This window comes from Flavihumibacter solisilvae (assembly GCF_000814475.1).
Classification (GTDB): domain Bacteria; phylum Bacteroidota; class Bacteroidia; order Chitinophagales; family Chitinophagaceae; genus Flavihumibacter; species Flavihumibacter solisilvae.
On the sequence record NZ_JSVC01000014.1, the window covers coordinates 21,595 to 46,611 of the forward strand.

Below are 25,017 nucleotides of genomic sequence, written 5' to 3' on the forward strand. Positions count from 1 at the left end.
TCGGTATGAATGTAGAAAACAGACCTAAAGTCGTGTGCCATGTATTGGTCTCATCGGACGGAAAGATTTCAGGCAGGTTTTGGCGTAATTATAAAACACGCTTCGTAGATGAAGTATTTGAAAAGGCCAACAACAGCGATAATCCTTCTGCCTGGGCTTGCGGACCTATAACTACTGAACAGGTGTTCACTCAGTTTCACAAACCTATATTGAACGAAAACACACCGACAGTTCCGGAAGGCGATTTTATAGCTGAAAACAATGCCCCGATATACTACGTGTCCATTGATGCGGACGGCAAGGTAGGCTGGAAAAAAAACAGTTTGCGTTATGCTAATCGTCAACATGCGCATATCATTGAAGTATTAACACTACAAGCTTCTAATGCTTATAAAGCTCACCTGCGTTCTGTCAATGTATCTTACATTATTTCCGGAACCGACCAACTTGATTTCAAAATTGCCTGCGAAAAATTGTATGCTTTCTTCAATATCAGAACACTTATAGTTTCAGGCGGGGGCAGCATCAACGGTTCCTTCCTGAATTCAGGAATTATTGATGAACTGAGTTTATTGATCTCCCCGGTAGCGGTTAAGGCCACAAATGGGCCTCCACTGTTTGAATACGGAAGGGTACTGCCAGATAATAAGCTTGCGGAATTTGATTTAAGAAATATTGAAAAGCTGGAAGGTGGTGGTGTTTGGTTGCAGTATACAACGTCAAAAAGACATCAGTGATACTCATGCCTCGCTTATACAGCCTGCAAACTTGCTTCCTTATTATACCGCGCCCTGTATTCCAGTGGCGACATGCCAGTAAGCTTTCTGAAAACCTCCCGAAATGCTTTAACATCTGAATACCCAACCTCGTACATAACCTCGTTAACGGTTTTGCGGGTCGTTTCAAGGGATTTTTTTGCGGATTCAATTTTTACCCGCTGCGCATACTCACCTGGTGTATTACCGGTAGCTTTTATAAACCTCCGGTCAAAATTCCGCCTGCCCACAGAAAACCTGGAAGACAAATGCTCAAACGATACCTTTTCATCCAGCCTGCTTTCAATATAGGCTTGCGCTGCTTTTACCATTTCATCACCATGTAATTTCTGCCCGGTAAATATGGTGAACGGAGACTGGCTGTTCCGATCCAACTCTATCTGGCACATTTTGGAACAATAAATAGCTGTTTGCCTGTTATAATATTTCTCTACCAGGTAAATCAGCAGGTTCAGGAAAGAATACGCGCCACCATTGGTATATATTCCATCTTCGTCCGTGATCAAATGATCAGCCTGCACATTTACTTCGGGAAACATAGCCTTTAATGCACCTGCATTAGCCCAATGGGTGGAGCAATTTTTGCCATTCAGCAAACCCGACGAGGCAAGCATAAACGCACCGGAGCACAGCGAAGCTACCTGCGCTCCTTTTCTATATTGCTGAATAATCCAATCAACCAGCAAATTATTTTCCTGTTTGAACTTCTGATCAGTATAAGCCACAGGAGGAATAATGATAAGATTGGTTTTGCCAATAGCCGAAATGTTGACCTGCGGTTTCAGTGTAAACACGCCATCATAAACTTCAGTTTGCTCTAAAGCGCCTGCTGATTCTATCCTGAACAATTCCTTCCCCTCGCGTTGCTTCCAATAACTATTCGCTGTTGCGAATACTTCAAATGTACTGGCGATACAGGTTACCGTGCTTAAAGTGCCTTTCCCTGCAGGAACGACTATGGTAATGTGTTTCATTGCGTGAAAGTGTTACTAATAAAGGTACTTAAATGTCCTGTCCAAATCAACCCGCTACAAAGTCCATTTTGCACCCTGTAAGCCGCGGCGAAGGATTTTAGCTTTGTGAACTACGGTGATGACAAAGAATTAGCCATACTAAATTTTATAATTATGTCACGCAGCACAACACGGCTAACCGCATTCATTGTAAGCATGATTTTCTCCTTTACAATACATGCACAGCCTAAACAGGACCAAGGCCACATGGGTAAAATAGAGCCACTACCAAAGGATTTGGAAATCCGATTGGCGCTCAGTGCATTGCCACCGCATCTCAGGGATAGTGCAACAGTATATGTATTGAATCCGGATAGGGGTTTTGAAATTGCCCGCAAGGGAACCAATGGATTTCACACCTTAGTCTCCCGGAACGGAGACGATGCAATGAGAGGTTCCTGGCCGTTGAAAGAATACAGGAACGATATTCTTTACCCGATTTCATTTGATGAAGCCGGCGCCAAAACCATAATGCCCGTTTTCTTTGACATCGCAAAAATGCAGGCTAAAGGAACTTCTCCAATTGAATTGAAAAACATCATCCAGGATCGTTTCAAAAAGAAATATTATAAGGCGCCCGAACGGGCTGGCATATCATACATGCTGTCACCGATACTCAGGACCTACACCAACCCCGATCAAGATGATCATGTAATTACCGCAAGCGTTCCCCACGTTATGTACTATGCGCCGAATGTCACCAATGCGGAGGTAGGTGGTGGGAAACCCGGACCCGGGGCAATGTATCCGTTTGTAATATTACACGGGCCTCATGGATACAGCGTTCAGTTTCTTGGAAAAACTGAAACCGAAGCGGTAAGAAAGGAATATAAAGAATTGCTTGAACAACTCTGCGCGATCAATAAAGCATGGTGCCTACCTGTTGCTGACGCCCCTTCCTCATCTGCACATCACTAAAAAACCACAAAAAAATGACAACTACAGATTTTACGCTCACGCTAACAACGAAGCGAACTCCGATGGAAGTGTTTAATGCGATTACCAATGTTCGTGGCTGGTGGTCAGGATATTACTCTGAAGTAATTGAAGGCAGTACGCGTGAACCCGACGATGAGTTTGTCTTTCGTGCCGGAGACGGTGCTCATTACAGCAAACAAAAACTGGTAGAAGTAATACCCAACAAAAGATTGGTATGGCTGATAACGGAAGCTGAGCTGACCTTTGTTGAGGAGAAACATGAGTGGACGGGCACCAGGATAATTTTTGACATTTCAGAAAAAGCGGGCAATACCGAACTGGTTTTTACGCACGAAGGATTGAATCCGGATTTTCAATGTTTTGATGCCTGTGCTCCCGCCTGGACTCAGTATTTACGTAATAAATTACTGCCTTTGATCGATAACACAAATCGAATGAGTAGTAATTGCTGATAGAAAAAAAGGCCTAAAACATTCCTGAATTTAAGGTTTTCGTTCCCGAAATGAAGTATCTGCCAATCGCATAGTTGCCTTGTTCGAAAACACTTCGCTCCCGTTGAAATAGATGTCCCATGTCACCGGCAGCGCTTTTTTCAGCATACTGCTCACGCCACATATTTTTTCCTGCGAGTCCGTGATGGCATTTACAATCGCATCCTTGTCTTCTTCTTTTCCTTGTATATCATAAACGACATGTATCGCCACATATTCCAACGGCTGATGCTTACTAAGTTCCCCGGTGACTTTCAAACTAAAATCATCCAATGCAATATTCGCTTTGCGCAGCAGGGCAACTACATCCATACCCGTGCAGCCTGATAAGGCTGTTAATACGAACGGTTTCGGGATGGGCCCGTTTTCTTCGCCTCCTGCTCTTGCTGGAGCATCCATTACTATTGTATGTCCGTTTACCAGTGCGTTGAACTGCATTTTACCCATCCACTGTGTTTCTATTTCATGCTGTGCCATTGTAACTGTTGATTGAGAAAGCAAATGTCAGAAGGCAGTGGCTGTAGTGATCTAACTTTCGTCATCCAATTCGCAGCGAAAACATGATTTTCGTCATGTGGGCTTTGTTCCGGCGTTGTTATTTTCGCGTTGATGTATAATAACATCTTCAAGAATATTATCCGCAAGCCTTCCTGAGGTATCCCGCAGATGCTTCCTTATCATTCTTTCAACAAACCTGTTTCAAATAACACCGCAATAACGCGGGACAAAATTCCAACGGATGAAAACCATCATTGAACCATTTAAAATAAAATCGGTCGAGCCGATTAGTTTCAACACAAAAGAAGAACGATTCGAAATTCTTGAAAAGGCGGACTATAATCCTTTCCAGGTTAAGGCTGGAGATGTACTGATTGACCTGCTAACTGACAGTGGTACCAGCGCCATGAGCAGCAACCAGTGGGCAGGTGTCATGATGGGCGATGAATCGTATGCCGGGAGCGCCGGTTTCTTTCATTTCGAAAAAACTGTAAAAGACATTACGGGTTTTCCTATTGTGATCCCCACTCACCAGGGCAGGGCTGCCGAAAAAATTCTATTCTCTATTCTGGGTGGAAAGGGAAAATGGTTTATCAGCAATACTTTGTTTGATACGACAAGGGCAAACATTGAATTTTCCGGCGCGGAAGGAATTGACCTGCTGTGTGAGGAAGGCAAACACCCATCCGTTCCTTCAGCCTTTAAAGGGAATATGGATATCGAAGCGCTGAAAAGAGTGATTGGAGAAAAGGGAGCGGAAAACATCCCGATGGTCATCATGACGGTGACCAATAATTCTGGCGGTGGTCAGCCCGTGAGTATGCAAAATATTAAAGAGGCCAGTGCTGTTTGCAAAGAACACAGGATTCCTTTCTTTATTGATGCCTGTCGATTTGCCGAGAACAGCTATTTCATCAAATTGAGGGAAGAGGGATATGCCGACCGTTCTGTTCCTGAAATTGCCGCTGAGCTTTTCTCTTATGCGGATGGGTGTACCATGAGCGCCAAGAAGGATGCTTTTGCCAATATCGGCGGTTTCCTGGCCATGAAAGATCCTGAATTGGCAGCGAAATGCAGAAATCTATTGATCATTACCGAAGGGTTTACCACGTACGGCGGGTTGGCAGGACGAGACCTTGAAGCCATTGCCATCGGTCTAAAGGAGGTGATGGATGAACATTACCTGCAATACCGCATCCGCAGTGTTGAATACCTCACCAATAAATTAATCGCCGCAGGCATACCGGTAATGCAACCGGCAGGCGGGCATGCCGTGTACATTGATGCAAAGGCTTTCCTGCCACATATCCCGGTTGACCAGTACCCCGGACAGGCTTTGGTTTGCGCCCTGTATATTGAAGGAGGGATAAGGAGCGTGGAAATAGGATCACTCATGTTTGGCAAATACGATGCGAACCACCAACTCAAACCGGCACAAATGGAGCTGATACGATTAGCTATTCCCCGGCGGGTCTATACGCAAAGCCATATAGACTATGTAGCCGAAATAGTCATCAACGTGTTTGAATCAAAAGATTCATTGAGAGGATTGACAATAACAGAGGAAACGGCCCTGCTAAGACATTTTACTGCCAAATTAAAACCTGTTCAATAAAACCCCCTTACAGTATTACCAGTATTGCTGCTGAAACGAATGTTACTACTATTATCATAGATACTTTCCAGAACGAGTGAGCTTTTTTAAGCTCCATAAACTGGAAAGCTACCAGCAAAAATTTCATTGCGGAAATTAACAGGATTAAAATGGCCGCATATCGCGGGCCGATTAAAAATGCGGTGATGATAGTAAGTAACATCAGCACGATCCAGGTAATGCTGTTTTTGTTTTTCATTGTTCTCCAGTTTTAATTCAATTATTAGTGCTGGTCATACTATAACACCAGGTACAGCGCCGGAAACAGGAGCAGCCAGATTAGGTCACACATGTGCCAGAAGGCGGCGCCGGCCTCCATATGCTCCATATCGATAACAGCATCTTTCTTTCTAAGACGCAGCCAGGATACAGCCAGCATCACCAGTCCAACTGCCACATGTACACCATGAAAAGCGGTCAGCATCCAATAAAAGGTGTAAAACAAATTGGTGTTGATGCTGATCCCTGCATTTAGCTTTTGACTATACTCCACTCCCTTTAAGACCATGAAAAGCAGTCCACCCAACATTGTGAGTTGCAAATAAAAAGAAGCTTTCGCCCTATTATTTCGCCTGAGCTCATTTATGGTGCTGGCCATAAAATAGCCGCTCGTGAGCAATAGTGCTGTATTGATGGCGCCGAATGTTTTGTTCAGGCTTAACCGGGAAGTATGAAATAATGCGGGATCCTCTTTGCTACAATAGATCAGCGCGATGATGCCCATGCCAAAAGTAGCCAGCTCCAAAAAGATAAGCATCCAGACAAGGATTCCGCCGGGCGGGTACCAGAAATTATTAAGGTCAGGATTGGTGTTTAATTCTTTCATAAAGTTTTACAAGTGACTGCAATAAGTCGTTAAGGTTACTGAGGATCTGGTAATGATTTTGACCGAACATTTGCGGCAGGTAATAGCGGGCCTGCGCTTCTATAGCCAATGCATACGATTGAATTTGCCGCTGGTTCAGTTCACGGAGGGCCTGCTTTACGTCCTGGATGCCATAGCGGCCTTCGTACCTGTCATAGTCATTAGGTTTGCCATCCGAGATCAATATCACCCATTTGTTTTTGCTGTTTCGTTGATCAAGCAAGGCCCCGGAATGCCGCAGTGCGGCGCCAATGCGGGTATAGCCATTGGGTTCAGCTGCCCCTATTCTGTATCGGGCTTTCTGCCAGTTTTCCTCAAAATCTTTCATCATAAGGTAGCTGCAATGGTTGCGGGTTTTGGAATAAAAACCGGCGATCGCAAAGTCAATATTGAATTCATTTAAGATTTCCCCAAACAACAGGGAAGCCTGTTTCTCTACATCAATCACCCGGTTTCCATCGGCATAACCATCACTTGACAGGCTGATGTCGAGCAATAGGAGTATGGAAAGATCCTTTTCTTTTTTTCTTTTGGAGAGATAGATATTTTCAGAAGGACTATGCCCGGAATGTATATCAGCAAATAGGTCGGTTATGGCATCGGCGTCTATTTCCTCCCCCTGCCTCAGCCTCCGCTGCTGTTGCAGCTTATTGTTTACATTGGTGAGCATCTTTCGCAAACCCGTCAGTAAAGAGGAATTTTTGGAAATCGTTTGCTTGTAATACCCTGCATCTTCCTTTAGTTGCCGGGCGGGATAGACCTTACAAAACTTTTCTTTGTACGTCCTTTTGGCATAGTTCCATTCATCATAACAAACAGACTGACCGGTGCCGCTGGCATCCGCACTTTCGGCGATGGTAGTGTTTTCGGTAAAGTCGGCCTGGTAAACGGAATGGGCAGTATCGTCCACCCTTACAGTAAATTTCATGTTCAACTCATCCAGGGCATCGGCTTGTTTCTCCAGTTCATCTTCCCCGTCAAAGTCACGCCATACACCACTGAATTCATCAGCCGTATCCACTTTTTCGAAATTGTGGGTCAACACATAATCTTCCTGCTGTTTCTTATCCACCTGTATGCTGGTGATTGCTTCTACGGCTTTGGCTTTCAGAACTGTAGTAATTTTATTTTCATTAGCAGTCTTTGTTTTGTCGGAAAAATGACGAAGTAATTCGTCAGCATTGTTTTCTGTACCGTCGCGCATCCATTTTCCATAGAGCCAACTATAGTCAACCGGTGATTTCTCCGTCTGGCATTGTTGAAGCTGTGCTATAAAATCATCATGCAGTTGCTTTGTAACAGGATATTCCTCAAAAAGATTTTCCAATACCTGCGCCGAAGTTTCCTTCGCTCTTCGTTGCGATGTAATATCCGGTTGTTCATCAGCGGCATACCAGTTGAAATGCAGTTTTCTTTGCACCGACAGGTACAGGATCCTGAAAAAGTAAAAAGATAAGTTTTGCTGATAGGACGGGAAGAGAGAGAAGGCTGGCGGCAGAAAAAAGTTGTTCTGCTTATAGCCACCTTCTCTTTCGGCCGGGTATAATTCTATAGCGCTTCCGGTAACGGCCCTTGCCAGGATGGTAAGTCGTGGCTTTATATCCGCCAGCGAAACCATTCTCGAGATAATTTCATCGGGAATGGTTTTCCGCTTTTTGAAATAGTTGGCGATTTTGCCGTAAAGGAATTCATCTAATGCCATGTTCGTTCATTTCACTTAAATCAAGAGGTCGCTTAAATCATTCAATGCCGCCAAAACCTCGGGGTCGTCGGTGAGTGGTTCATTCACGGCTACCCTTACGGAAAGCCTTTTGGGCAAGCCTGAATGAATGAGCTTACCGGCATCTACCAATAATCGCGTCGATACTGTTTCTGTCAATCCCAGTTCGGTAAGGTTCCTGATCTTGCCGCCAATGGCCACTAATTTTTTTGCCACCGATCCTTCCAGTTTAGTTTCATTCACCAGTATTTCTGTTTCATGATCTGCTTCCGGATAGTTGAAGGTTAAAGCGACAAAACGCTGCCGGGTGGATGGCTTCAATTCTTTAAATCCCCGCTGATATCCCGGGTTAAAAGAGGCCACAAGCATAAAATCCTCGTGCGCCTTAAACGTTTTTCCAAGTTTATCAACGAATAGTTCTCTGCGATGGTCGGTTAAGGAATGAATGGCCACAATAACATCAGGCCGGGCTTCGGCTATTTCATCCAGGTAAATAATAAAACCTTCTTTAACGGCAGTGGTCAGCGGACCGTCGAGCCAGGTGGTTTCTGCGCCTTTGAGAATAAAGCGCCCAACCAGGTCGGTGGAAGATGTTTCTTCATGGCAGCTGATGGTCAATAATTTCTTATTTAACTTATATGCCATGTATTCAACAAACCTCGACTTACCCGTACCGGTTGGGCCTTTCAATAATATGGGAATCTTATTCCTGCAGGCATGTTCAAACACTTCTTCTTCTTTGCCCGTGCTATGATAATAGGGCGCCGTTGTGCTCATGTGTTAATTTTTAGAAAATGGATTATCAGATAACCGGGCTTATCACGTTAGCTTTCATTGGCGAAGGCGCCAGCGCTTCTTCGGTAGGGCGGCCGTATTTAATGAATTCATAAATGAACAGCGCAATTCCGCTGGTAAACATAGTAGCGCAAAGCACCAGGATTAAAAAGTGTACCTGTATTTCCGTTTGTACCTCGCCAAATTCAATACCCACTTTTCTTTCCAGGTATACCTGCGCCACACCGGCAACACCAAAGGCCGTAGTCATTCCCAGCATACCGATATTGGATAACCAGAATGCTAACTGGCCTGTAGTGCTGTCAAAGAATTTGCGGCCGGTAAGATTGGGCATTGTATAACTAATGATGGAGAAAACAATCATACCATATGCGCCCCAAAAAGCAAGGTGCCCGTGCATGGCAGTTACCAGTGTTCCGTGCGTGTACATATTAACCTGCGGCAATGTATGTGCAAGTCCCAGCAGACCAGCGCCAACGAAAGAAACAATCGATGTGCCCAGTGTCCAGTTCAAGGCCATTTTATTGGGATGCTTTTTCTCACCTTTTCTATACATAGCCACAGCGAACAAGGCCATCGCTAAAAATGCAAGTGGCTCCAGGGCAGAGAAGATACCTCCGACAATCAACCAGATTTTTCCTACGCCTATATAATAGTAATGGTGGCCTGTGCCCAATATGCCTGAGATGAATGTAAGTCCTACGATTACATACAGCCATTTCTCAATTACTTCCCTGTCCACACCGGTGATTTTGATTAACAGGAAGGCCAGTATGCCACCCATAATCAATTCCCAAACTCCTTCTACCCAAAGGTGCACTACCCACCAGCGGAAGAACGAATCCATGGTCTGGTTATCGAACCATATCATACCAGGCAGATAGAGCAGCGCCGCAAACACCAGGCCCATGGTCAGTACCAATGCCGTGGTTGTACGTTTTTTTCCTTTATAGAGCGTCGCCAGGATAATACCCAGGAAAGTCAATACATTCAACACTACCAGCCAGTCCAGCGGCCTTGGGATCTCCAGGAACTTCCGTCCTTCCCAATAATTAAAATGATAACCCACTATAGCGGTTACCCCCACCGCCGCCAATGATATCAATTGGATATAAGCAAGTTTTACGCTGACCAGTTCATTTTCCGATTCTTCAGGAATGATATAATAAGCAGCCCCCATAAAACCGGATAGCAGCCAGACGACAAGCAGGTTGGTATGTACTGCTCTTGCGGTGTTGAAAGGGATGATGCTGTGCAGACCGTCATAGCCCATGTGGGCGAAGCCCATGATAAAGCCATAGATGATCTGCAGAGAAAGCAGCAGCATGGACAGTGCGAAAAACCAATACGCTACTCTTTGTGATTTATATTTCATAAATGTTGTTTAGTATTTGGCAGGATTATTTTTTCAGATCAGGTTTTGCGGGGAATCCATTCAGGTCAGTTTCACCAATCCATTTGAAAAATGCGGTCAGGTTGGCGGCATCTTCTTTGGAAAAACCATAAGCCACCATTTGCCTTCCCCGTGGCTGCCAGGGAATTTTGCTCGTTAAGACAGCGTTGATAAAACCTTCGCCTCTCCGGTCATATACTTTGGTAAGCTCAGGGGCGTAATAAGCCCCCTCGCCCATAATGGTATGGCAGCCCATGCAATTGTTTTTCTCCCAGAGCACCTTACCCTTAATCACCTGCTGGCTAAGGTTTTCTTCATGTGTTCGTTTCGGCACTTCATGACTTAATGAAGTCCACGATAATGCCAGGAATATGGCGAAGGTGACCACCGTGCCACCCAGGAAAAATATTTTTGCCTGTGATTTTGATAACATAGATTTTGGTTTTTATTTTCTGATTGCATCTTTTATTTCGCTGATGGTTTGCGTATGATTGGCAAACAGTCCTTCCTGCTGAAACCGGAACACACCGTTTTTATCCAAAACGGAAACCATGTTGCTATGGGAAAAATTCCCACTGGCCGATTTTTCATATTGCACATTCAGCAATACCGATAAGGATCTTACAGCTTCATCACTGCCATGTAATAAGGTCCAGTTCTCACCCAGTCCCATTTCGCCGGCGAATTGTTTCAGTCGTGCCGGGTGGTCCCTTTCGCTGTCAAAACTTACCAGCAGGAAGTTTACTTTATCCGCCTGTCCTTGTAATGAGTCAGCGATACCTTTTATGTCGCTGGTCAGTCGTGAACAGGCATAGGTGCAATTGGTGAAGATCATTCCCACTACGGTTGGTTTTCCTTTGAGCATCGCCAGGTTGAAGGGCTTGCCATCCTGTGTTTGAAAAGTGTCGGCGAGTTGAAAAATACTTTCTGCAGCGGGTTTGCTTTTGATTTCCGTTGTGGCATTTACTGATTTTTTCAACGGGTCAAGCCCGCTTGTTTCTACCGCGTATGGCCTGCAGCCAGCCAGCATCAGCATGGCAAAAAGGGTTATGATAATATGGCTGTTCATTGCTTTGTATTTAAATGTCAGGGGATGTCTTTGGCACATCTGAACCCAAGATTGGGAATGCAGTAATTGCCCTTCAGGCTACCTCGATAACTGAACCGGAGAAATCCCGCATAGTCGTTTTTGTCTTTCACCTTAACCGAGCCGGCGGCGCAAAAGGCTTTTGCTTCATCTTCTGTGCTTCCCCGCGAATCGGCTTTGCTGGTAAAGCTGTTGAAGTTGAATGTCCACTCCCAAACCAATCCATGCATATCGTACAATCCATACTGGTTTTGGTAAGTGGTTTTTACATTCGGCAATACCGGCGGATTGGGTTTCTTATACCAGCCCAAAATATATTCGGTCAGCGATGTGTATTTAATATTCCGTGGCTTCCCATTTCCGGCCAGTTCCCATTCGGCAATTGTTGGCAACCGTTTGTTCTTCCATTTGCAATAAGCCTGCGCCGCGAACCAGGAAACATTCACTACCGGTGAGTGGTAAATGTTCGCATTTATTTTACCGATGGATAAATCACTTTCCCAATGTTTCAGGTAATTGCTGTCGGCGAAAAGCCTGTTCACCTTTGATCTTCTCCAGGCTGGATTGGCTTTTACAAATTCCAGGAACTCCGCATTGGTTACGGCGCATTCATCCATTTTAAAAGCAGCTACCATTAACGGCCTGCTGTCATTTGTTTCAAAGAATGGCTTATAGATTCCGGCAGCTACAGTGACCATTTTCTTATCTGCAATAACTGCTTTCTCCTGGGCCTGTGCAAGCCCGGAGAAAACAGTTAACAACAGTATGGTCAGGAAATATTTCATGAATCAGTACACTGCGTTTTTCTATTTCTGCGTTTTTATTTTATTGAATACTTCAGGGTTTTCATCGCCTGATACTTTTATCTGTGCCAATGCGCCTTTGTGGAAAGTGCGGTATAGTGCATGGTCAACAATATTCAGCATGCCCGGTACCTGCAGTTTCATTTCAACTATTGATGACCCACCTGCCGGCACTACAGTGGTTTGCACATTTTCATTGATCAAATCGCCACCTTCCACATATACTTTATCAAACACTTCACCAATCACATGAAAGGAAGATGTAAGGTTGGGACCGCCATTGCCGACAAACAACCGGACGTTTTCACCCGTTTTCGCCTGCATGGCATTGGCTCCTGTATTGGCCCGCACCCGGCCGTTGAACAAAACATAATCGGGGTTTTCCTGGATGGCTTTATCCTGGTCGAACTCCTGCAGGCCAGGGGCCTCGTATTTCCCTTTGGTATAAAAATCTCCCTGCATTACATAGAATTCTTTATCCACTTTGGACATTCCTTCTTTGGGTTCCACCATGATCAGGCCGTACATCCCATTGGCGATATGCATACCCACGGGACCGGTAGCGCAATGGTAAACGTAGAGGCCGGGATTCAATGCCTTGAACTGAAACCTGGCAGACTGACCCGGAGCAACCAAAGTAGCTTCGGCCCCACCACCTGGACCATTTACAGCATGCAGGTCAATGTTGTGTGGCAGTTTACTGTCGGGCAGGTTTTTCAGCGTGAAGTCAACCAGGTCACCTTCCCTGACGCGGATAAACTTACCTGGTACGCTGCCGCCGAAAGTCCAGAATGTATATTCTGTGCTGTCCGCAATTTTCATAACCTTCTCTACCACGTCCAGGTTTACAATCACTTTGGTGGCGTGTTTACGGGTAATGGGTGGCGGTACATTGGGTGCGTCAGTGAGCACGGCGGTTTCTTCGCCTTTTATTTCATCGATAGCTACTGATGAAGTGGATGTTGTGGCGGAGCTGTCGCAGCCGGCCACCAGCGAGGCAAGCAGGGCCAGCGCTAAGACGGATTTAATAACAGTCAGTTTCATATTGACATGTTTTTATGAATATTTAGTTGGGTGATTTAAAGACATGTTTAAAGAATACAGGCGATATTTTCAGCATGATAAAAGCCCAGCCGTTATAGTTATTGTAGTCCCCGCCTTTCACACTTTCCATATTTTCCGTGGCGAATAGCATGGCGTATCCCGCCTGCAGGTTGATGATAGTGGACGGTTTATATTCCATTGTAAAATCCGTTTCTGTCCCGGCCGGTTTCCCAACACTTTGGAATTCACTGTTGGTTTCATGTGCAAAGGAGAAATGATGCAGGTCGGCGTTTACAGTAAGCCGGGAAGAAGGATAAACCGTTAGCCTCAGATAAGCATCTGCTAATCCTCTTTGTTTTGTATCAGCCGGTATATTGAGAAAATAATCCATCTGTCCATAGAACTTATGGTTGGTGGCATACAATGTGGAGAAGCTGTGGCTATGCCCGGTTTTGGTGGCATCGCTGCTACCTGATAAATAATCCAGGCCTAAACCGGCGGCAATTCTGTTGATTCTTTTTTCCGCATAAGCATTGAGCATGAAAGCCAACAGCTTTAAATTGTTTTCCGTTTTACCTCCCTGGTAATAGCCCCCCAGGATCGTTTTCCAGCTATGCCCGTTATAGTTGTACAAAGGGCCGAAAGTGAAACTTGCTTTTAGATTTGGCGCCGATGCGACAGTTGAGTTCAATCCATTCAGGATGGCTATGGCCGAAAGGGAATGTTGCTGGCCGAACTCCTTTTTTAGCCAGCCAAAAGCCAGCGCCTTATAATTTTTTAATGGATAAGAAGTACCGTACAGCGGTTCGCCGCTTTGATTGAATGCACCACCAGCATGTGCCTGGAATTGTTTTTCCCGGTTTGTAAACTTTACAACAATCGCATCATGGGAACGGGTGACATTGCCCCATTCCATATTGCCCAACAGGCGATGGTCGTCATATACCAGTTCCTGGCGGCCCAGCTTAACGGAAAGTTTCCTGTTGAGCGCAAACTCAAACCAAAGCTCATTTACCTGCAGGCCCGCGAGGTCTTTTGCGCCTTCTTCATCGCCCCAGGTACGGCTGTCCTGGATGGAAATCCGGGAAGCAACACCTGATTTCTGATAGTCAAAAATCAGCCTCGCCCTTTGGGCCAAAAAAAAAGCTGCGGTTGTAGTGTCCGAGCTTAATGTTCTATATCCGTTTCTGAATTCAGGTCTAAGCCTGTATTGACCTGAAATGGTGAAATGTTCTTCCTGGCTGTATGATTCAGCATGACAGAATAGGCAAATAATGGCAATCAGGGCGGAGTGGAATTTCATAACGGGGTTATTTAATTCGCTGTTTGGCGGTATAAAACTAGTCGGGGCTTTTTTCCATTTACCTAACATTCCGCAGGCGGGAATATGACATTAATCATAAATCAGGACATTTTTATCCTTTATTATATGGCCATATATTGAGTTAGTAGTAAATTTAAGTTGCGAAACGGCATTGAGCATCCTATATCAACCGTTATATGAAATGTTCCAGTCAGCCGTCAGATGTTTTTCAACATTTCCACGCCACTTCTCTTTTGGTGCTGACCGTGCTTGCTTGTTCAGTCTTCGTGAATTGCGTATCCTGCACTGATCCATCAGCAAATACAAAAGATACCATGGTCATTAAGGAGTCTAAAACCGGGTTGGCTTCCTATTACGGCCATGAATTTGAAGGCAAAGAAACCGCCAGCGGAGAAACGTTTCATAGTAAGGAGATGGTTGCGGCGCATCCGACCTACCCGCTGGGAACCGTGGTTCGGGTAACGAACCTTGAAGGGGGTGATACGGTGCACGTTCGCATTATAGACCGTGGACCAACAGACGAGAACGTGGCCGAAGGCGTTATCATTGACATGTCGAAAGGCGCGGCGGAGAAATTGGGTATGGTAAAAGAAGGCCGTGTACGCGTAAAGGTTGAGGTGCTGCAATGGGGGACGAACGAATACAAACCTGAGAAAAAGTAAGCCTCATAACAGGTTATTTGTGATACTCTTCGTCTGTTACTGCATCTAGCCAAACCGTTTCTCCTTTTTCTCTTCCTGTTATAGCTAGTTGGACAAAAGGCGTGTCGGCACTGGCCCCGTGCCAGTGAGGGGTATTTGGGGGGCATTTTATAACATCGCCTTTGCGAAGTATTTTTTTGGGTTGGCCTTTTTCCTGGTAATAGCCGACACCATTGGTCACTAACAATATTTGCCCTGCGGGGTGCAAATGCCATTTGCTCCTGGCTCCAGGCTCAAAAGTCACATTTCCGACGGATATAGAGTTGAGACTATCCGCTGCCATCAGTGGTTGCAGGTAAGCAGTTCCCGTGAAATTTTCATTATTGATTCTTTCACCTTTTGGAAAGATGGTTGGTTGCGCAGAATCACTTTTTTCCCTACAGGAAAAAACAATCATTCCGATAAGCAACACACCAGCTATATTTTTGAAGTTCATTAGTTTTAAATTAAAGGTTGCCCTGGTAAAAACTCACTAATTTATTCACTGCCTGCGATACATATGCGGGCTTCCAATAAGTTTCTATATGAGTGGCCCCGTTGATAAGGAATAATTCCTTGTTCTTTGAATTGACGGCTTTGCTAAATGCATCATCCGTCATATAATAAGTATCGGCTTTACTTCCCGCAATCATTAATAATGGCTGGCTAATTAAATCCATATTGGTGCTGGCGTCAAAAGTCATCAAATCCATCAGGCTGCTTAATGTATATTTTGCACTGGAGTTTGGATGTGCGTGCGTTTTTCCGTAATATATATAACCTTCACGGTACAAGTCAAACGGAAGTTTTGCGATCTGTTCATCCGTTAACGGCGTTGTGCTATTATTTACATATAATGCTTCACCTCCGGCTGCCTCCAATGCCCGTGCATCCGATGCCTGTTTTAATCGTTCCTGTATAGTTGAAAGTTGGGAATTCATAAAACCATTACGTCGGACTACGCCTGAATTGAACATACTTACAGTTGCAACTGCTTTGAATCTCTTGTCTGCCTGGGTGGCTTTTAAAGAATATCCACCACCACCACAAATTCCAAGTAGCCCCAGTCTTGCTGTGTCAACACCAGGAAACCGGGAAATAAAGTCCCCCATTGCATAAATGTCTTCAATCCGGTTTGCTGGCTTATCTACATATCGGGGAGCTCCTTCACTACCACCCTGGTACGCAGCATCTGCCGTAATGGTGATATAGCCCAGTTCCGCTAACCGCTGGGCATATAAACCTGCAACCTGTTCTTTTACACCACCGTTAGGATGCGCAATAACTATAGTTGAGTATTTGTGTGTAGAGATGTAGCCTGGTGGCGTGTAAATATTTGCCGCTATCCTGATGTCTTTTATTTTATAAGAAACCGGGTGAATGTTTACTTTTCCTTTTACATTTTCTTTGATGGCCCCGTCATATACCAGGCCATATAGATTTTGGTGATCTGTTACCCGTTTACTGGTTTGACCGTATGCAATATTCATTGCTGTTATTGCCATTGCTAAGATTATTAATGGTAATTTTTTCATGTTCTCACTTTTCTGAATTATCACTGTTGGCGACCTTTAATCACTTCATCAAGAATTGCTTGCGAAGCTTTTGCTTCTTTGTCACCTATGGTTGATTTGATTACTCTTACAAATTGCTGCAACTGTCCTGGTGTTAGCCCTACATTAAGGCAGATATTCAAATGCGCCTTTAGCATTGGCTCGACACCGCCAATGCTGCTCAGCACTGAGATCGTCACCAATTCTCTTTCTGCATAGCCTAAAACATCACGTTCAAAAACATCGGCGAAGAGATGTTCCTTGAGAAACACTTCTATTACGGGAGCAAATGCTGCATAACCGGTTTGGGGACCAGTTTGCGGTGCACCTAAAAGGGAATCCAAAACAGCTTTGCCCCGGTCGTATTTGTTACGTTCATCCTTTATTGGTGATGCTTCAGCACCAATTACATCTTTAATGCCTTTGGCTTTGCGCTCTTCCAATACAGCCATGAAAGTCTGTAACCCCCGGATGCTGCGGGGAAACCCGGCGTAGGCATAAAGATGTACGAGTACTTCCTTAACCTGGTTGACAGTCAACCCGGCTTCCAGCCCGGCATTCAGTTCTCCTTTCAGCTTTGACAAATTGCCTGTCGCGGTAAATGCTGAAATGCGGATAATTGCCTGCTGCCTGGAATTTAAATTCTGACCTGTATCCGCTTGAGCGTGCCCGGTAGTCTTAACCATTACTGCTAATATTAACAGGACCAATTTCAAAATTTTACTCATGTTCCTTTGCATTTGTGAAGAATTACTTATCCAGCCCTTTCTCTTTTAACCACCCGGACACCAGGTCTGCGACTTCTACATTATTCAGGTCCGACATTGGAAAATGGGTATTACCCTTGAGGCCCACTTCGGGAAGGCGAATAAGTGTAACATCCCCGCCATGCTTATTTACTATATCCCGCCATCGCTTCGCCATTGCAACAGCAGCACGCCACTGCTCCTGGCCAGGATTCTCAGCGGGCTGGTTAGGGATGTAGTCGCCGTAATAGATGATGATGGGAATTTTCGTGAGTTGAGAAAATTCATCCAGTGGGATACCCGTAGCTTTCAATACTCCACCAACATAAGGTACTGAATCCGGCACCTCTCCCTTCGGAAACACAAAACCGCTACCTGGTTCGTAAGAAACAACGGCTTTTATATTCCTGTTCTTAATTGCAGCAACCCACCCCTGGCCACCACTGTGTGAATGGGTTACCAAAATGCCTGGACCAGTTTTATCGAACAGTGCTGATACCGCATTCGTGCTTACTGCCAAATCAAAAGGACCTGTATTTGGAACCATGTGACGATAGAACTGGTTCAGGGCTTCAGGATCTTTTGAGAACTGAACACCAGGATAAAACTCAGTACCGATACCCATGCGGAAAATTCCAAACCAGAGTTGTTCGTCCGGTGCCGCGTCGATGGTTACAGGTTTGGTACCACGTGCTGCTCTTCCACGCCGGGGCTGGTCAACCAGGTAGACCGGAAATCGACGTCGAAGAAAAATATTCTGAAATCCTTCCCTGCCATCAGGAGTTGTTTCCCAGGTCTTTGCAGATTGTCCATACCCATGCCAGAACACCAGTGGCAGCTTTCGTGCATTTTGCGGCACCTGGTAAAAAACATAAGCATGGTCGCCGTGCAGGGTCTGACCTTCTGAGGCCTGGTTTGCGGGATTGAATGCTCCGTGTTTGATAGGGTCGAATGTTCCAGGAGCAGTTATAACGGTACCGCCCGCAGCGAAGCTGCCCTGTTCCTGGATAGCCAATGTCCCATTGTTTGCACTTCTTTTAGTAGAACTACAAGAAGTAAAAGCAATAGAGACAGTAATTGATAATAATATAAGACCTGCTCTTTTAATCATTTCCACTTTATTCATATATAACACTTTTGAGTCAAGGATTTTCTTTCATTAACCTGAGTCCTTGCAGCCAGTTCTTTACCTGCGTTTGCGCTTCTTTCCTTTTTTTATCTTTAATAACCAGGTATCGTCCATCTCTTTCTGATCCGCCCTGGATAGTGAACCCATTCAATACTTTGCTATTAGGACATAATTCCTTTACTGCCTGGAAACTGCTTCCAATTCCATAGCCACCATTGGTATTAAAGGGCACAATTGTTTTCCCACCCAGATCATACTGGTTTAGGAAGCTCTTCATTGGCGGCGGTAGCTGCATCCCCCAGGTAGGAAAGCCTACAAACACAACATTATAATTATCAATGTTGTCTATTTTTGTCTTTAAGGGGGGTAGGTAGCCCGTTTCATTTTCCTTCGCTACCTGTTGCACCGTAGCCTGGTAATTTTCAGGATATGGCTTTTCTAATTCGAGTGGCACAAGTGTTCCACCCATATTTTCGTAAATGATTTCAGCTATTGCCTTTGTGTTGTTTGTCCGGGATAAATAAACTATCAATACTTTGTTCGGTTGTATGGTGGTATCATTCCTTACAATAACATCCTCCGTCACCGATGAAGTACAGGATGAAATAAAAAGAACAATTGCGCACAACAGGTTTGTCATACAAGTAATTATTTCCATTTCAACTACAAAGATCTATTGCCCTATTAACCTGGTGAATGATAGTGAGCCCAGCAACCATTTACCGCTTTCTTTTATATAAACTTCGGTTACCATAAATGGATTGGTTACTTCATTTCCTCCTACCACAGCCAGCAGGGTAATCCTGTTTAACAGTATTGCCGTGTTACCGATAATCTTCACGGAAACCTCGTGGATATCCGCTTTCTTATAATGAATTCCCCCGCTTTTAATTACGTTGATCTCCTGTTCCTTTCCCCAGCTTCCTCCCATATGGACGAACATGGATTTTTCATGGAAGAGCGCTGCCAGCGTATCTGCCTTTTTATCCGCCATCCATAGCCATTTCTGCCGGGAAAGGTTAATAATTTCCTGCTCAATGCTTGTACTGATCTTATCCTGTGCAGACGCGTGAACAGGCAGAATTGCCGATAATAAAATTGTGAAGAACAATACTTGTTTCATATGCTTTTATTGGTAAGTTAAATAGCAAGTTTTCTTTCGCCCAGCCACTTTACCATGGCAGGGTCGCGGTGGTCAAAGAAGCTGCTTGTCCTGGTGTCCAGAGTTTTGATTGCTTCCATATCTTCAGCACTTAACTCGAAATCGAAGATGTTGAAGTTCTCTTCCATTCTTTCTTTTCGAACTGATTTGGGAATTGCCACGATATCTCTTTGAACAAGCCATCGAAGGATAACCTGTGCAATTGATTTATTATACTTCTTCCCAATTGAAAGCAACAAGTGGTTCTGAAATATATCGTTCTTCCCTTCAGCAAACGGTCCCCATGATTCTATCTGCACGTTATTTTCCTGTAAGAAACTTTGCGTGTCTGTTTGCTGGTGGAAGGGATGGGTTTCAACCTGGTTAACTGCAGGTACAATTTCATTGTGAAGGATTAAATCAATCAGCCGGTCAGGATGAAAGTTACTCACACCGATGGCCCTGATTCTTCCCTCCTTGTATATGTCCTCCATGGCTCGCCATTCGCCATATACATCGCCATAAGGCTGATGCATCAGGTACATATCCAGGTAATCCAGGCCCAAACGTTTCAGTGAATTTTCAAATGCTGTTTTTGTTCCTTCGTAACCATTAGATTGGATCCAAAGTTTGGTAGTAATGAACAAATCTTCCCTCGGAACTCCACTACTTCTGATGGCCCGGCCGACGGCTTCCTCATTCATGTAGGAAGCAGCGGTATCTATCACCCGGTAGCCGATGTTAATGGCGTCCAGTACACTTCTTTCACATTCAGCCAGGTCCGTTACCTGGAAAACTCCGAAACCAAGGATCGGCATTTCAACTCCGTTATTCAATCTCACTTTTTGCACCATATAATTTCTTTTGTAGTGCAAAGTTCCTGACATTATCCCGGCTGAATGGTATACAGATAACCGAATACTTACCAATATTCCTGATTAAAAGGAGATCAGTTTTATTTCGGATTTTTTCGCTGAATCTCGGCTGCCAGGTGTATCGCTTTATGAATACGCAGGTAGGTGCCACAGCGGCAAATATTGCCTTCCATAGCGCTGTCTATGTCCTTGTCAGTTGGGTTCTTGTTCCCTTTCAGCAAAACTGCCGCCGACATAATCTGGCCTGCCTGGCAATACCCACATTGTGAAACATCAAGTTCCAACCAGGCTTTCTGTAAAGGATGGTCATTATTTTCCGATAAACCTTCGATTGTCACTACTTCCTGCCCGACCGCCCTGCTAACTTTTGTAACACAGGAGCGAACTGCCTGCCCCTGCAGGTGAACAACACAGGCACCACATTGTGCTACGCCGCATCCGTATTTCGTTCCCACAAGTCCAATCACATCCCTGAGCACCCAAAGCAACGGTGTTTCGGGATCTACATCCAGTTCATAACTTTTCCTGTTTATATTTAGTTTGATCATAGCTGATGAAAATTGATAGTGATATTAAAATGATCTTTTATTTTCCGGCTTGCTTTTAGGCTGCAACGGTGCACCAAGAAATGGCTGGTTATAATATCTTTTATTGGTGCTTTTGTACAACGCATTTGCAACGGCGCCAAACACGGGTGGAAAAGGCGGTTCACCCAAACCGGTAGGATCGATATCATTCTGAACAAAATGCACTTCGATTTTCTTCGGCGCTTCACTATGCCGTATCATCCTGTACCGGCTAAAATTGTTTTGCTCTGGCGCACCTTCTTTGTGGCTGAGCTTACCGTAAAACGCGTTGCCAATGCCATCGACTATCGCTCCTTCCACCATATTTGTCGCAGCGTCGGGATTTACTACGATGCCACAGTCCATCGCGCTAAAAACCCGCTCAACATATGGGCGCCCGTTTCTCATTACCATGTCAACCACATGCGCAGCATATGAATTATGGCAGAAATATGCAGCAACACCCCGGCTGTATTTATTATTTTCCGTGTTGCCCCATCCTGATTTTTCTTTAACCAGTTTTAATACGCCGGCATACCTGTCCGCATCATATTCGTTGTTTTTGCCAACGGGATTTTCTTTGGCCTTTTTGAGCAATTCAAGCCTGAAATCAATCGGGTCCTTACCCATTGCTTCTGCCAGTTCATCTAAAAAGGATTGCTCCGCTGCAGCATTGAAGTTTGATCGCGGGGCCCTGAATGCGCCAATCGTAATATTGGATGGAATCTGCCATGCTTCAGCGAGATAATTTTCAACCGCACCGGCAGGAAACCTGTTTGCATGAATGGCATGTTCAGGAATGCCACCGCCTTTAACATGAAATGCGACCAGGTTTTTGTTTGCATCCAGCGCAGCCCGGTAAGTTGCGGTGTACATGGGACGGTAAATACCATAGGTCATATCATCTTCTCGGGTGTATACAAGTTTGACAGGAGCTTTTACTTTTTTGGAGATCAGGGCGGCCTCCACCAGGTAATGTCCATATGCCCGGCGACCAAAGCCTCCGCCCATACGCGTCATTTGAATTTCAATCTTGTCGGCTGGCAATCCTAAAACTTTCGCAAGGGTCGGTTCTGTCCAGCCCGGCGCTTGCAACGGCCCAACCAATAATGCTTTTTCATCCGTAACGTGGGCGAAGAAATTCATCGGCTCCATGCAGTTGTGCGCCAAAAACGGTGCGTTGTATGTGCGTTCAATGACCTGGGCTGCATTTTTAAAAGCCGCCTCGGGATCCCCGTCTCTTCTTAGCTGTTCAGCGGGCTTGTTTGCGTATTCCTGCATTTTATCAAGCTGGGCATCTGTACTCTCCAATTGCCCGGGAATTAAGACCTCCCTTTTTTGTCCCCTGAAGTTTACTGTTTCTTTAGAATCGCCGGCAGGCTCCCAGTTCGCTTTTAATTTTTTACGGGCATTCATTACTTCCCAGGTAGTTTTGCCAACAACGACCAGCAATTCGTTGTAAGTACGGGTGTCGAAGCCGGCCTGTTCGAAACCATCTTCATATAATTTTTGCCTAAACACATCTTTGATGCCCGGCATTTTCAAGGTTTCAGCTGCATCAAAAGATTTAAGTTTCATCCCGAAAGCAGGTGGATGTTCAATCATGGCAATCAGCATCCCCTCGTGTTTATAATCTAGTCCAAAAAGCGGTTTACCAGACACAATTTTCAACCCCTCGACATTTTTCTGTGAGTTTCGCACTACTTTAAAATCCTTTACTTCTTTCAGCTTAACCCCCTTTGGAATGGGAATTACCGAAGCTTTTGATGCAAAGCTGCCATATGTTCCCGATTTACCGCTCTTTTCATGGTAAAGCATCGCTGCTTTTGTTGACACTTCTTCCACTGGTACGTTCCAGGACTGGGCAGCGGCCTCCATCAACATCCGGCGTGCCGTAGCGCCTGCTTCCCGGAGCGGTTTCCAATACATCCGCACAGAATTGCTTCCACCGGTAAATTGAGGTCCCAATTTTACATTATCGTGCGGCCCCATTTCGATCACTACCTTTTGCCAGTCAGCATCCAGCTCTTCCGCTACAATCATTGGGAGGGAAGTCATTACATTCTGCCCGAATTCCGGATTAGGATTAAGGATCTTGATGATATTATCCGGGGTGATTTTTATATACCCGTTTATTTCAATCCATTCGGGAAGATCAGTGCCATTTGAAGTACCTGCCGCGGTTTCAGCAAACCAGGTAAAACTGATCATTAGACCTCCACCAGCTAATAGTGAAGATCTTAAAAAGGAACGCCTGCTGTGGGTGGTAGACTTAAATTGTTCCATTTGTAAGCGGTTATTGTATTAAAAAAGACTCACTACTTTATCAGAACTAAGTTCCCTGATTTTTAAAGGCTCCTCGTATATATTTTACTGTTTTGTCTACCAATATTCCTGATTATCCGTTCCTGCATGGCTAAACCTCTGATAAACGAGTAATTTAGGGATGTATTAAAAAGCATGTTATGGACAATATGCGTCGTTTTGAGACTATTCAGGAGTACAATGCGTTTAACAATAATGAAACATTGCACCCACAGGTAAGCGTAGTCGATTTGTCCAAAGCCAGCCCAAGAAGCGGATCAAAAATGTACTTCGGCTTTTACACCATCTTCCTGAAAGATGTTAAGTGCGGCGATTTGGTCTACGGTCGCCACACCTATGACTACCAGGAAGGGACATTGGTTTTCCTGGCCCCGGGGCAGGTAGCGGGAATTAACAGTAACGGCGAAATTTATCAGCCGAAGGGATATGCATTGGTGTTTCATCCTGATTTAATCCATGGCACTTCTCTCGGGCGGACTATGCAGGATTATACTTTCTTTGGTTATCAATCGAACGAGGCCCTTCATTTATCGGAACGTGAGAGAAAAATCGTTCTGGATTGTTTTACAAAAATTGAATACGAACTGGAGCGCGCAGTAGATAAGCATAGTAAACGGCTTATTGTGGCCAATATTCAACTGTTCCTGGACTATTGCGTTCGCTTTTACGATCGCCAGTTTATTACCCGTGACAATGCACACAATGGAATCCTGGAAAGATTTGAGCAATTATTGAATGAGTATTTCCAGACAGACAAACCGCAAACTATGGGTCTGCCTTCAGTAGCTTACAGTGCAGGCGAACTCAATTTGTCAGCAAATTATTTTGGTGACCTGATCAAAAAAGAGACCGGTAAAACAGCACAGGAATATATACAATCAAAAATTATTGAAGTCGCAAAGCAAAAGATATTTGACCAAAGTAAATCGGTTAACCAGATCGCCTACGAATTAGGATTTAAATATCCCCAGCATTTCTCCCGCTTATTTAAACAACGTGTTGGATCTTCCCCAAATGAGTATCGGACGAGTAATTGAAGATCACCCGAAGCAAAGGCCATTTAATTTGAAATTTATAAATATGAGATCATTAGCTATCGCATTTGTTTTCTTAATGACATTCACACAATTGGCTTATTCACAGCAGAACGATAAGTCGTCTGAAGAACTAGTAGCATTATCGAAAAAAAAATGGCAGTGGATGGCTGACAAAAATGTAGATAGTTTGGCACCGCTCTTCCATGATAAAGCGAAGTTTGTTCATATGAGCGGGACCTGGAAAAAGAACGAGGAACTGGAAATTATAAAGTCCGGAAGTATTTGGTATAAAAAGGCAGATGTCCATGATGTTGCTGTTGAAATAGTTGATGACGTTGCAGTCCTTTGGAATCGCATTACGCTTACTGCGAACGTCCGGGGAAATGATGTAGTAACCGAATTTACCGTTACGGAAGTCTATAAAAAAATTGACAGGAATTGGAAAATGCTAGCATTGACCTTCAGCAGTGTACGGGACACACATAAGATTGCTCATTAATTCCGCTGCTCATCACCGTTTCATATTACCGGCAGTTAGCTTCAACTAATTTCATTGAATCATT

28 protein-coding genes are annotated in these 25,017 nt (G+C 44.6%); 7 read left to right on the plus strand and 21 right to left on the minus strand.

Annotated elements, in window-relative coordinates; translation table 11 throughout:
- Window positions 1-5 precede the first annotated feature (5 nt).
- Window positions 6-737 carry a dihydrofolate reductase family protein gene (locus tag OI18_RS12780; RefSeq protein WP_039140344.1) on the plus strand — a complete coding sequence of 244 codons (732 nt, stop codon included), beginning with the start codon at window positions 6-8 and terminating at the stop codon, window positions 735-737.
- Between the two features lie 14 nt (window positions 738-751).
- On the opposite strand, the gene OI18_RS12785 is transcribed toward OI18_RS12780, so the two are convergent.
- A complete protein-coding gene (locus tag OI18_RS12785) occupies window positions 752-1,750 on the minus strand; it encodes a GlxA family transcriptional regulator (RefSeq protein ID WP_039140346.1) in 999 nt (332 codons plus the stop codon).
- 153 nt (window positions 1,751-1,903) lie between these two features.
- On the opposite strand from OI18_RS12785, the gene OI18_RS12790 reads away from it, so the two are divergent.
- Together OI18_RS12790 and OI18_RS12795 are read left to right on the plus strand one after the other, a co-directional pair.
- On the plus strand, window positions 1,904-2,707 hold the full coding sequence (locus OI18_RS12790; protein WP_039140349.1) for a hypothetical protein: 804 nt from the start codon (window positions 1,904-1,906) through the stop codon (window positions 2,705-2,707).
- Between the two features lie 14 nt (window positions 2,708-2,721).
- The gene (locus OI18_RS12795; RefSeq protein WP_039140351.1) at window positions 2,722-3,180 is read left to right on the plus strand and encodes an SRPBCC family protein; all 459 of its coding nucleotides are present in this window, start codon (window positions 2,722-2,724) and stop codon (window positions 3,178-3,180) included.
- Window positions 3,181-3,210: 30 nt separating this feature from the next.
- On the opposite strand, the gene OI18_RS12800 is transcribed toward OI18_RS12795, so the two are convergent.
- A complete protein-coding gene (locus OI18_RS12800; protein ID WP_039140354.1) occupies window positions 3,211-3,696 on the minus strand; it encodes an OsmC family protein in 486 nt (161 codons plus the stop codon).
- Between the two features lie 262 nt (window positions 3,697-3,958).
- Here OI18_RS12800 and OI18_RS12805 point away from each other — a divergent pair, with 262 nt between their 5' ends.
- Window positions 3,959-5,332: a tryptophanase gene (locus OI18_RS12805; RefSeq protein ID WP_039140357.1), complete on the plus strand. Its 1,374-nt coding sequence runs from the start codon at window positions 3,959-3,961 to the stop codon at window positions 5,330-5,332.
- Between the two features lie 7 nt (window positions 5,333-5,339).
- On the opposite strand, the gene OI18_RS12810 is transcribed toward OI18_RS12805, so the two are convergent.
- From OI18_RS12810 to OI18_RS12855, 10 genes are read right to left on the minus strand one after another with little or no spacing between them, the layout of a single operon-like run.
- A complete protein-coding gene (locus OI18_RS12810; protein ID WP_052273177.1) occupies window positions 5,340-5,570 on the minus strand; it encodes a cytochrome C oxidase subunit IV family protein in 231 nt (76 codons plus the stop codon).
- 39 nt (window positions 5,571-5,609) lie between these two features.
- Window positions 5,610-6,197, minus strand: a complete 588-nt coding sequence (locus OI18_RS12815; RefSeq protein ID WP_039140359.1) for a cytochrome c oxidase subunit 3 — start codon at window positions 6,195-6,197, stop codon at window positions 5,610-5,612.
- Window positions 6,172-7,938, minus strand: a complete 1,767-nt coding sequence (locus tag OI18_RS12820; RefSeq protein WP_039140362.1) for a nitric oxide reductase activation protein NorD — start codon at window positions 7,936-7,938, stop codon at window positions 6,172-6,174. The genes OI18_RS12815 and OI18_RS12820 overlap by 26 nt, the downstream gene beginning before the upstream one ends.
- A 15-nt stretch (window positions 7,939-7,953) precedes the next feature.
- Complete coding sequence (locus OI18_RS12825; RefSeq protein WP_039140363.1) at window positions 7,954-8,733, minus strand: CbbQ/NirQ/NorQ/GpvN family protein; 780 nt, start codon at window positions 8,731-8,733, stop codon at window positions 7,954-7,956.
- A gap of 25 nt (window positions 8,734-8,758) precedes the next feature.
- Window positions 8,759-10,126 (minus strand): cbb3-type cytochrome c oxidase subunit I, encoded by a 1,368-nt coding sequence (locus tag OI18_RS12830; protein ID WP_039140365.1) that lies wholly within the window; start codon window positions 10,124-10,126, stop codon window positions 8,759-8,761.
- Window positions 10,127-10,151: 25 nt separating this feature from the next.
- The gene (locus OI18_RS12835; protein ID WP_039140368.1) at window positions 10,152-10,577 is read right to left on the minus strand and encodes a c-type cytochrome; all 426 of its coding nucleotides are present in this window, start codon (window positions 10,575-10,577) and stop codon (window positions 10,152-10,154) included.
- A 12-nt stretch (window positions 10,578-10,589) separates the two neighbouring features.
- Window positions 10,590-11,213, minus strand: coding sequence for an SCO family protein (locus tag OI18_RS12840; protein ID WP_052273178.1), 624 nt, complete (start codon window positions 11,211-11,213; stop codon window positions 10,590-10,592).
- A gap of 17 nt (window positions 11,214-11,230) precedes the next feature.
- Complete coding sequence (locus OI18_RS12845) at window positions 11,231-12,016, minus strand: formylglycine-generating enzyme family protein (RefSeq protein ID WP_039140369.1); 786 nt, start codon at window positions 12,014-12,016, stop codon at window positions 11,231-11,233.
- A gap of 21 nt (window positions 12,017-12,037) precedes the next feature.
- Window positions 12,038-13,078, minus strand: coding sequence for a copper-containing nitrite reductase (gene nirK, locus OI18_RS12850; protein ID WP_039140371.1), 1,041 nt, complete (start codon window positions 13,076-13,078; stop codon window positions 12,038-12,040).
- A gap of 22 nt (window positions 13,079-13,100) precedes the next feature.
- On the minus strand, window positions 13,101-14,381 hold the full coding sequence (locus OI18_RS12855; protein WP_039140373.1) for an alginate export family protein: 1,281 nt from the start codon (window positions 14,379-14,381) through the stop codon (window positions 13,101-13,103).
- 197 nt (window positions 14,382-14,578) lie between these two features.
- On the opposite strand from OI18_RS12855, the gene OI18_RS12860 reads away from it, so the two are divergent.
- Window positions 14,579-15,064 carry a septal ring lytic transglycosylase RlpA family protein gene (locus OI18_RS12860; protein ID WP_072039005.1) on the plus strand — a complete coding sequence of 162 codons (486 nt, stop codon included), beginning with the start codon at window positions 14,579-14,581 and terminating at the stop codon, window positions 15,062-15,064.
- A gap of 13 nt (window positions 15,065-15,077) precedes the next feature.
- Here OI18_RS12860 and OI18_RS12865 read toward each other — a convergent pair whose 3' ends face one another.
- The 9 genes from OI18_RS12865 to OI18_RS12905 form a co-directional block, all read right to left on the minus strand.
- Window positions 15,078-15,539 (minus strand): (R)-mandelonitrile lyase, encoded by a 462-nt coding sequence (locus OI18_RS12865; RefSeq protein ID WP_039140375.1) that lies wholly within the window; start codon window positions 15,537-15,539, stop codon window positions 15,078-15,080.
- A 10-nt stretch (window positions 15,540-15,549) separates the two neighbouring features.
- Entirely contained in the window at window positions 15,550-16,587 is a 1,038-nt protein-coding gene (locus OI18_RS12870; protein WP_240312767.1) for an alpha/beta hydrolase, read from the minus strand.
- A 50-nt stretch (window positions 16,588-16,637) separates the two neighbouring features.
- Window positions 16,638-17,363, minus strand: coding sequence for a carboxymuconolactone decarboxylase family protein (locus OI18_RS12875; RefSeq protein ID WP_039140378.1), 726 nt, complete (start codon window positions 17,361-17,363; stop codon window positions 16,638-16,640).
- A 22-nt stretch (window positions 17,364-17,385) separates the two neighbouring features.
- Complete coding sequence (locus OI18_RS12880) at window positions 17,386-18,507, minus strand: alpha/beta hydrolase (RefSeq protein WP_072039006.1); 1,122 nt, start codon at window positions 18,505-18,507, stop codon at window positions 17,386-17,388.
- A gap of 16 nt (window positions 18,508-18,523) precedes the next feature.
- Window positions 18,524-19,150: a flavodoxin gene (locus OI18_RS12885; RefSeq protein ID WP_240312768.1), complete on the minus strand. Its 627-nt coding sequence runs from the start codon at window positions 19,148-19,150 to the stop codon at window positions 18,524-18,526.
- 33 nt (window positions 19,151-19,183) lie between these two features.
- A complete protein-coding gene (locus OI18_RS12890) occupies window positions 19,184-19,633 on the minus strand; it encodes a nuclear transport factor 2 family protein (protein WP_082037957.1) in 450 nt (149 codons plus the stop codon).
- A 17-nt stretch (window positions 19,634-19,650) separates the two neighbouring features.
- Window positions 19,651-20,505, minus strand: coding sequence for an aldo/keto reductase (locus OI18_RS12895; protein ID WP_162836157.1), 855 nt, complete (start codon window positions 20,503-20,505; stop codon window positions 19,651-19,653).
- A gap of 101 nt (window positions 20,506-20,606) precedes the next feature.
- Entirely contained in the window at window positions 20,607-21,074 is a 468-nt protein-coding gene (locus tag OI18_RS12900; protein WP_039140381.1) for a (2Fe-2S)-binding protein, read from the minus strand.
- A 24-nt stretch (window positions 21,075-21,098) separates the two neighbouring features.
- Complete coding sequence (locus tag OI18_RS12905; RefSeq protein WP_039140382.1) at window positions 21,099-23,378, minus strand: xanthine dehydrogenase family protein molybdopterin-binding subunit; 2,280 nt, start codon at window positions 23,376-23,378, stop codon at window positions 21,099-21,101.
- A gap of 179 nt (window positions 23,379-23,557) precedes the next feature.
- Here OI18_RS12905 and OI18_RS12910 point away from each other — a divergent pair, with 179 nt between their 5' ends.
- Both OI18_RS12910 and OI18_RS12915 read left to right on the plus strand, forming a co-directional pair.
- Window positions 23,558-24,454 (plus strand): helix-turn-helix domain-containing protein, encoded by an 897-nt coding sequence (locus OI18_RS12910; RefSeq protein ID WP_039140384.1) that lies wholly within the window; start codon window positions 23,558-23,560, stop codon window positions 24,452-24,454.
- A gap of 43 nt (window positions 24,455-24,497) precedes the next feature.
- Window positions 24,498-24,953, plus strand: coding sequence for a nuclear transport factor 2 family protein (locus OI18_RS12915; protein ID WP_039140405.1), 456 nt, complete (start codon window positions 24,498-24,500; stop codon window positions 24,951-24,953).
- The last annotated feature ends 64 nt before the right edge of the window (window positions 24,954-25,017 follow it).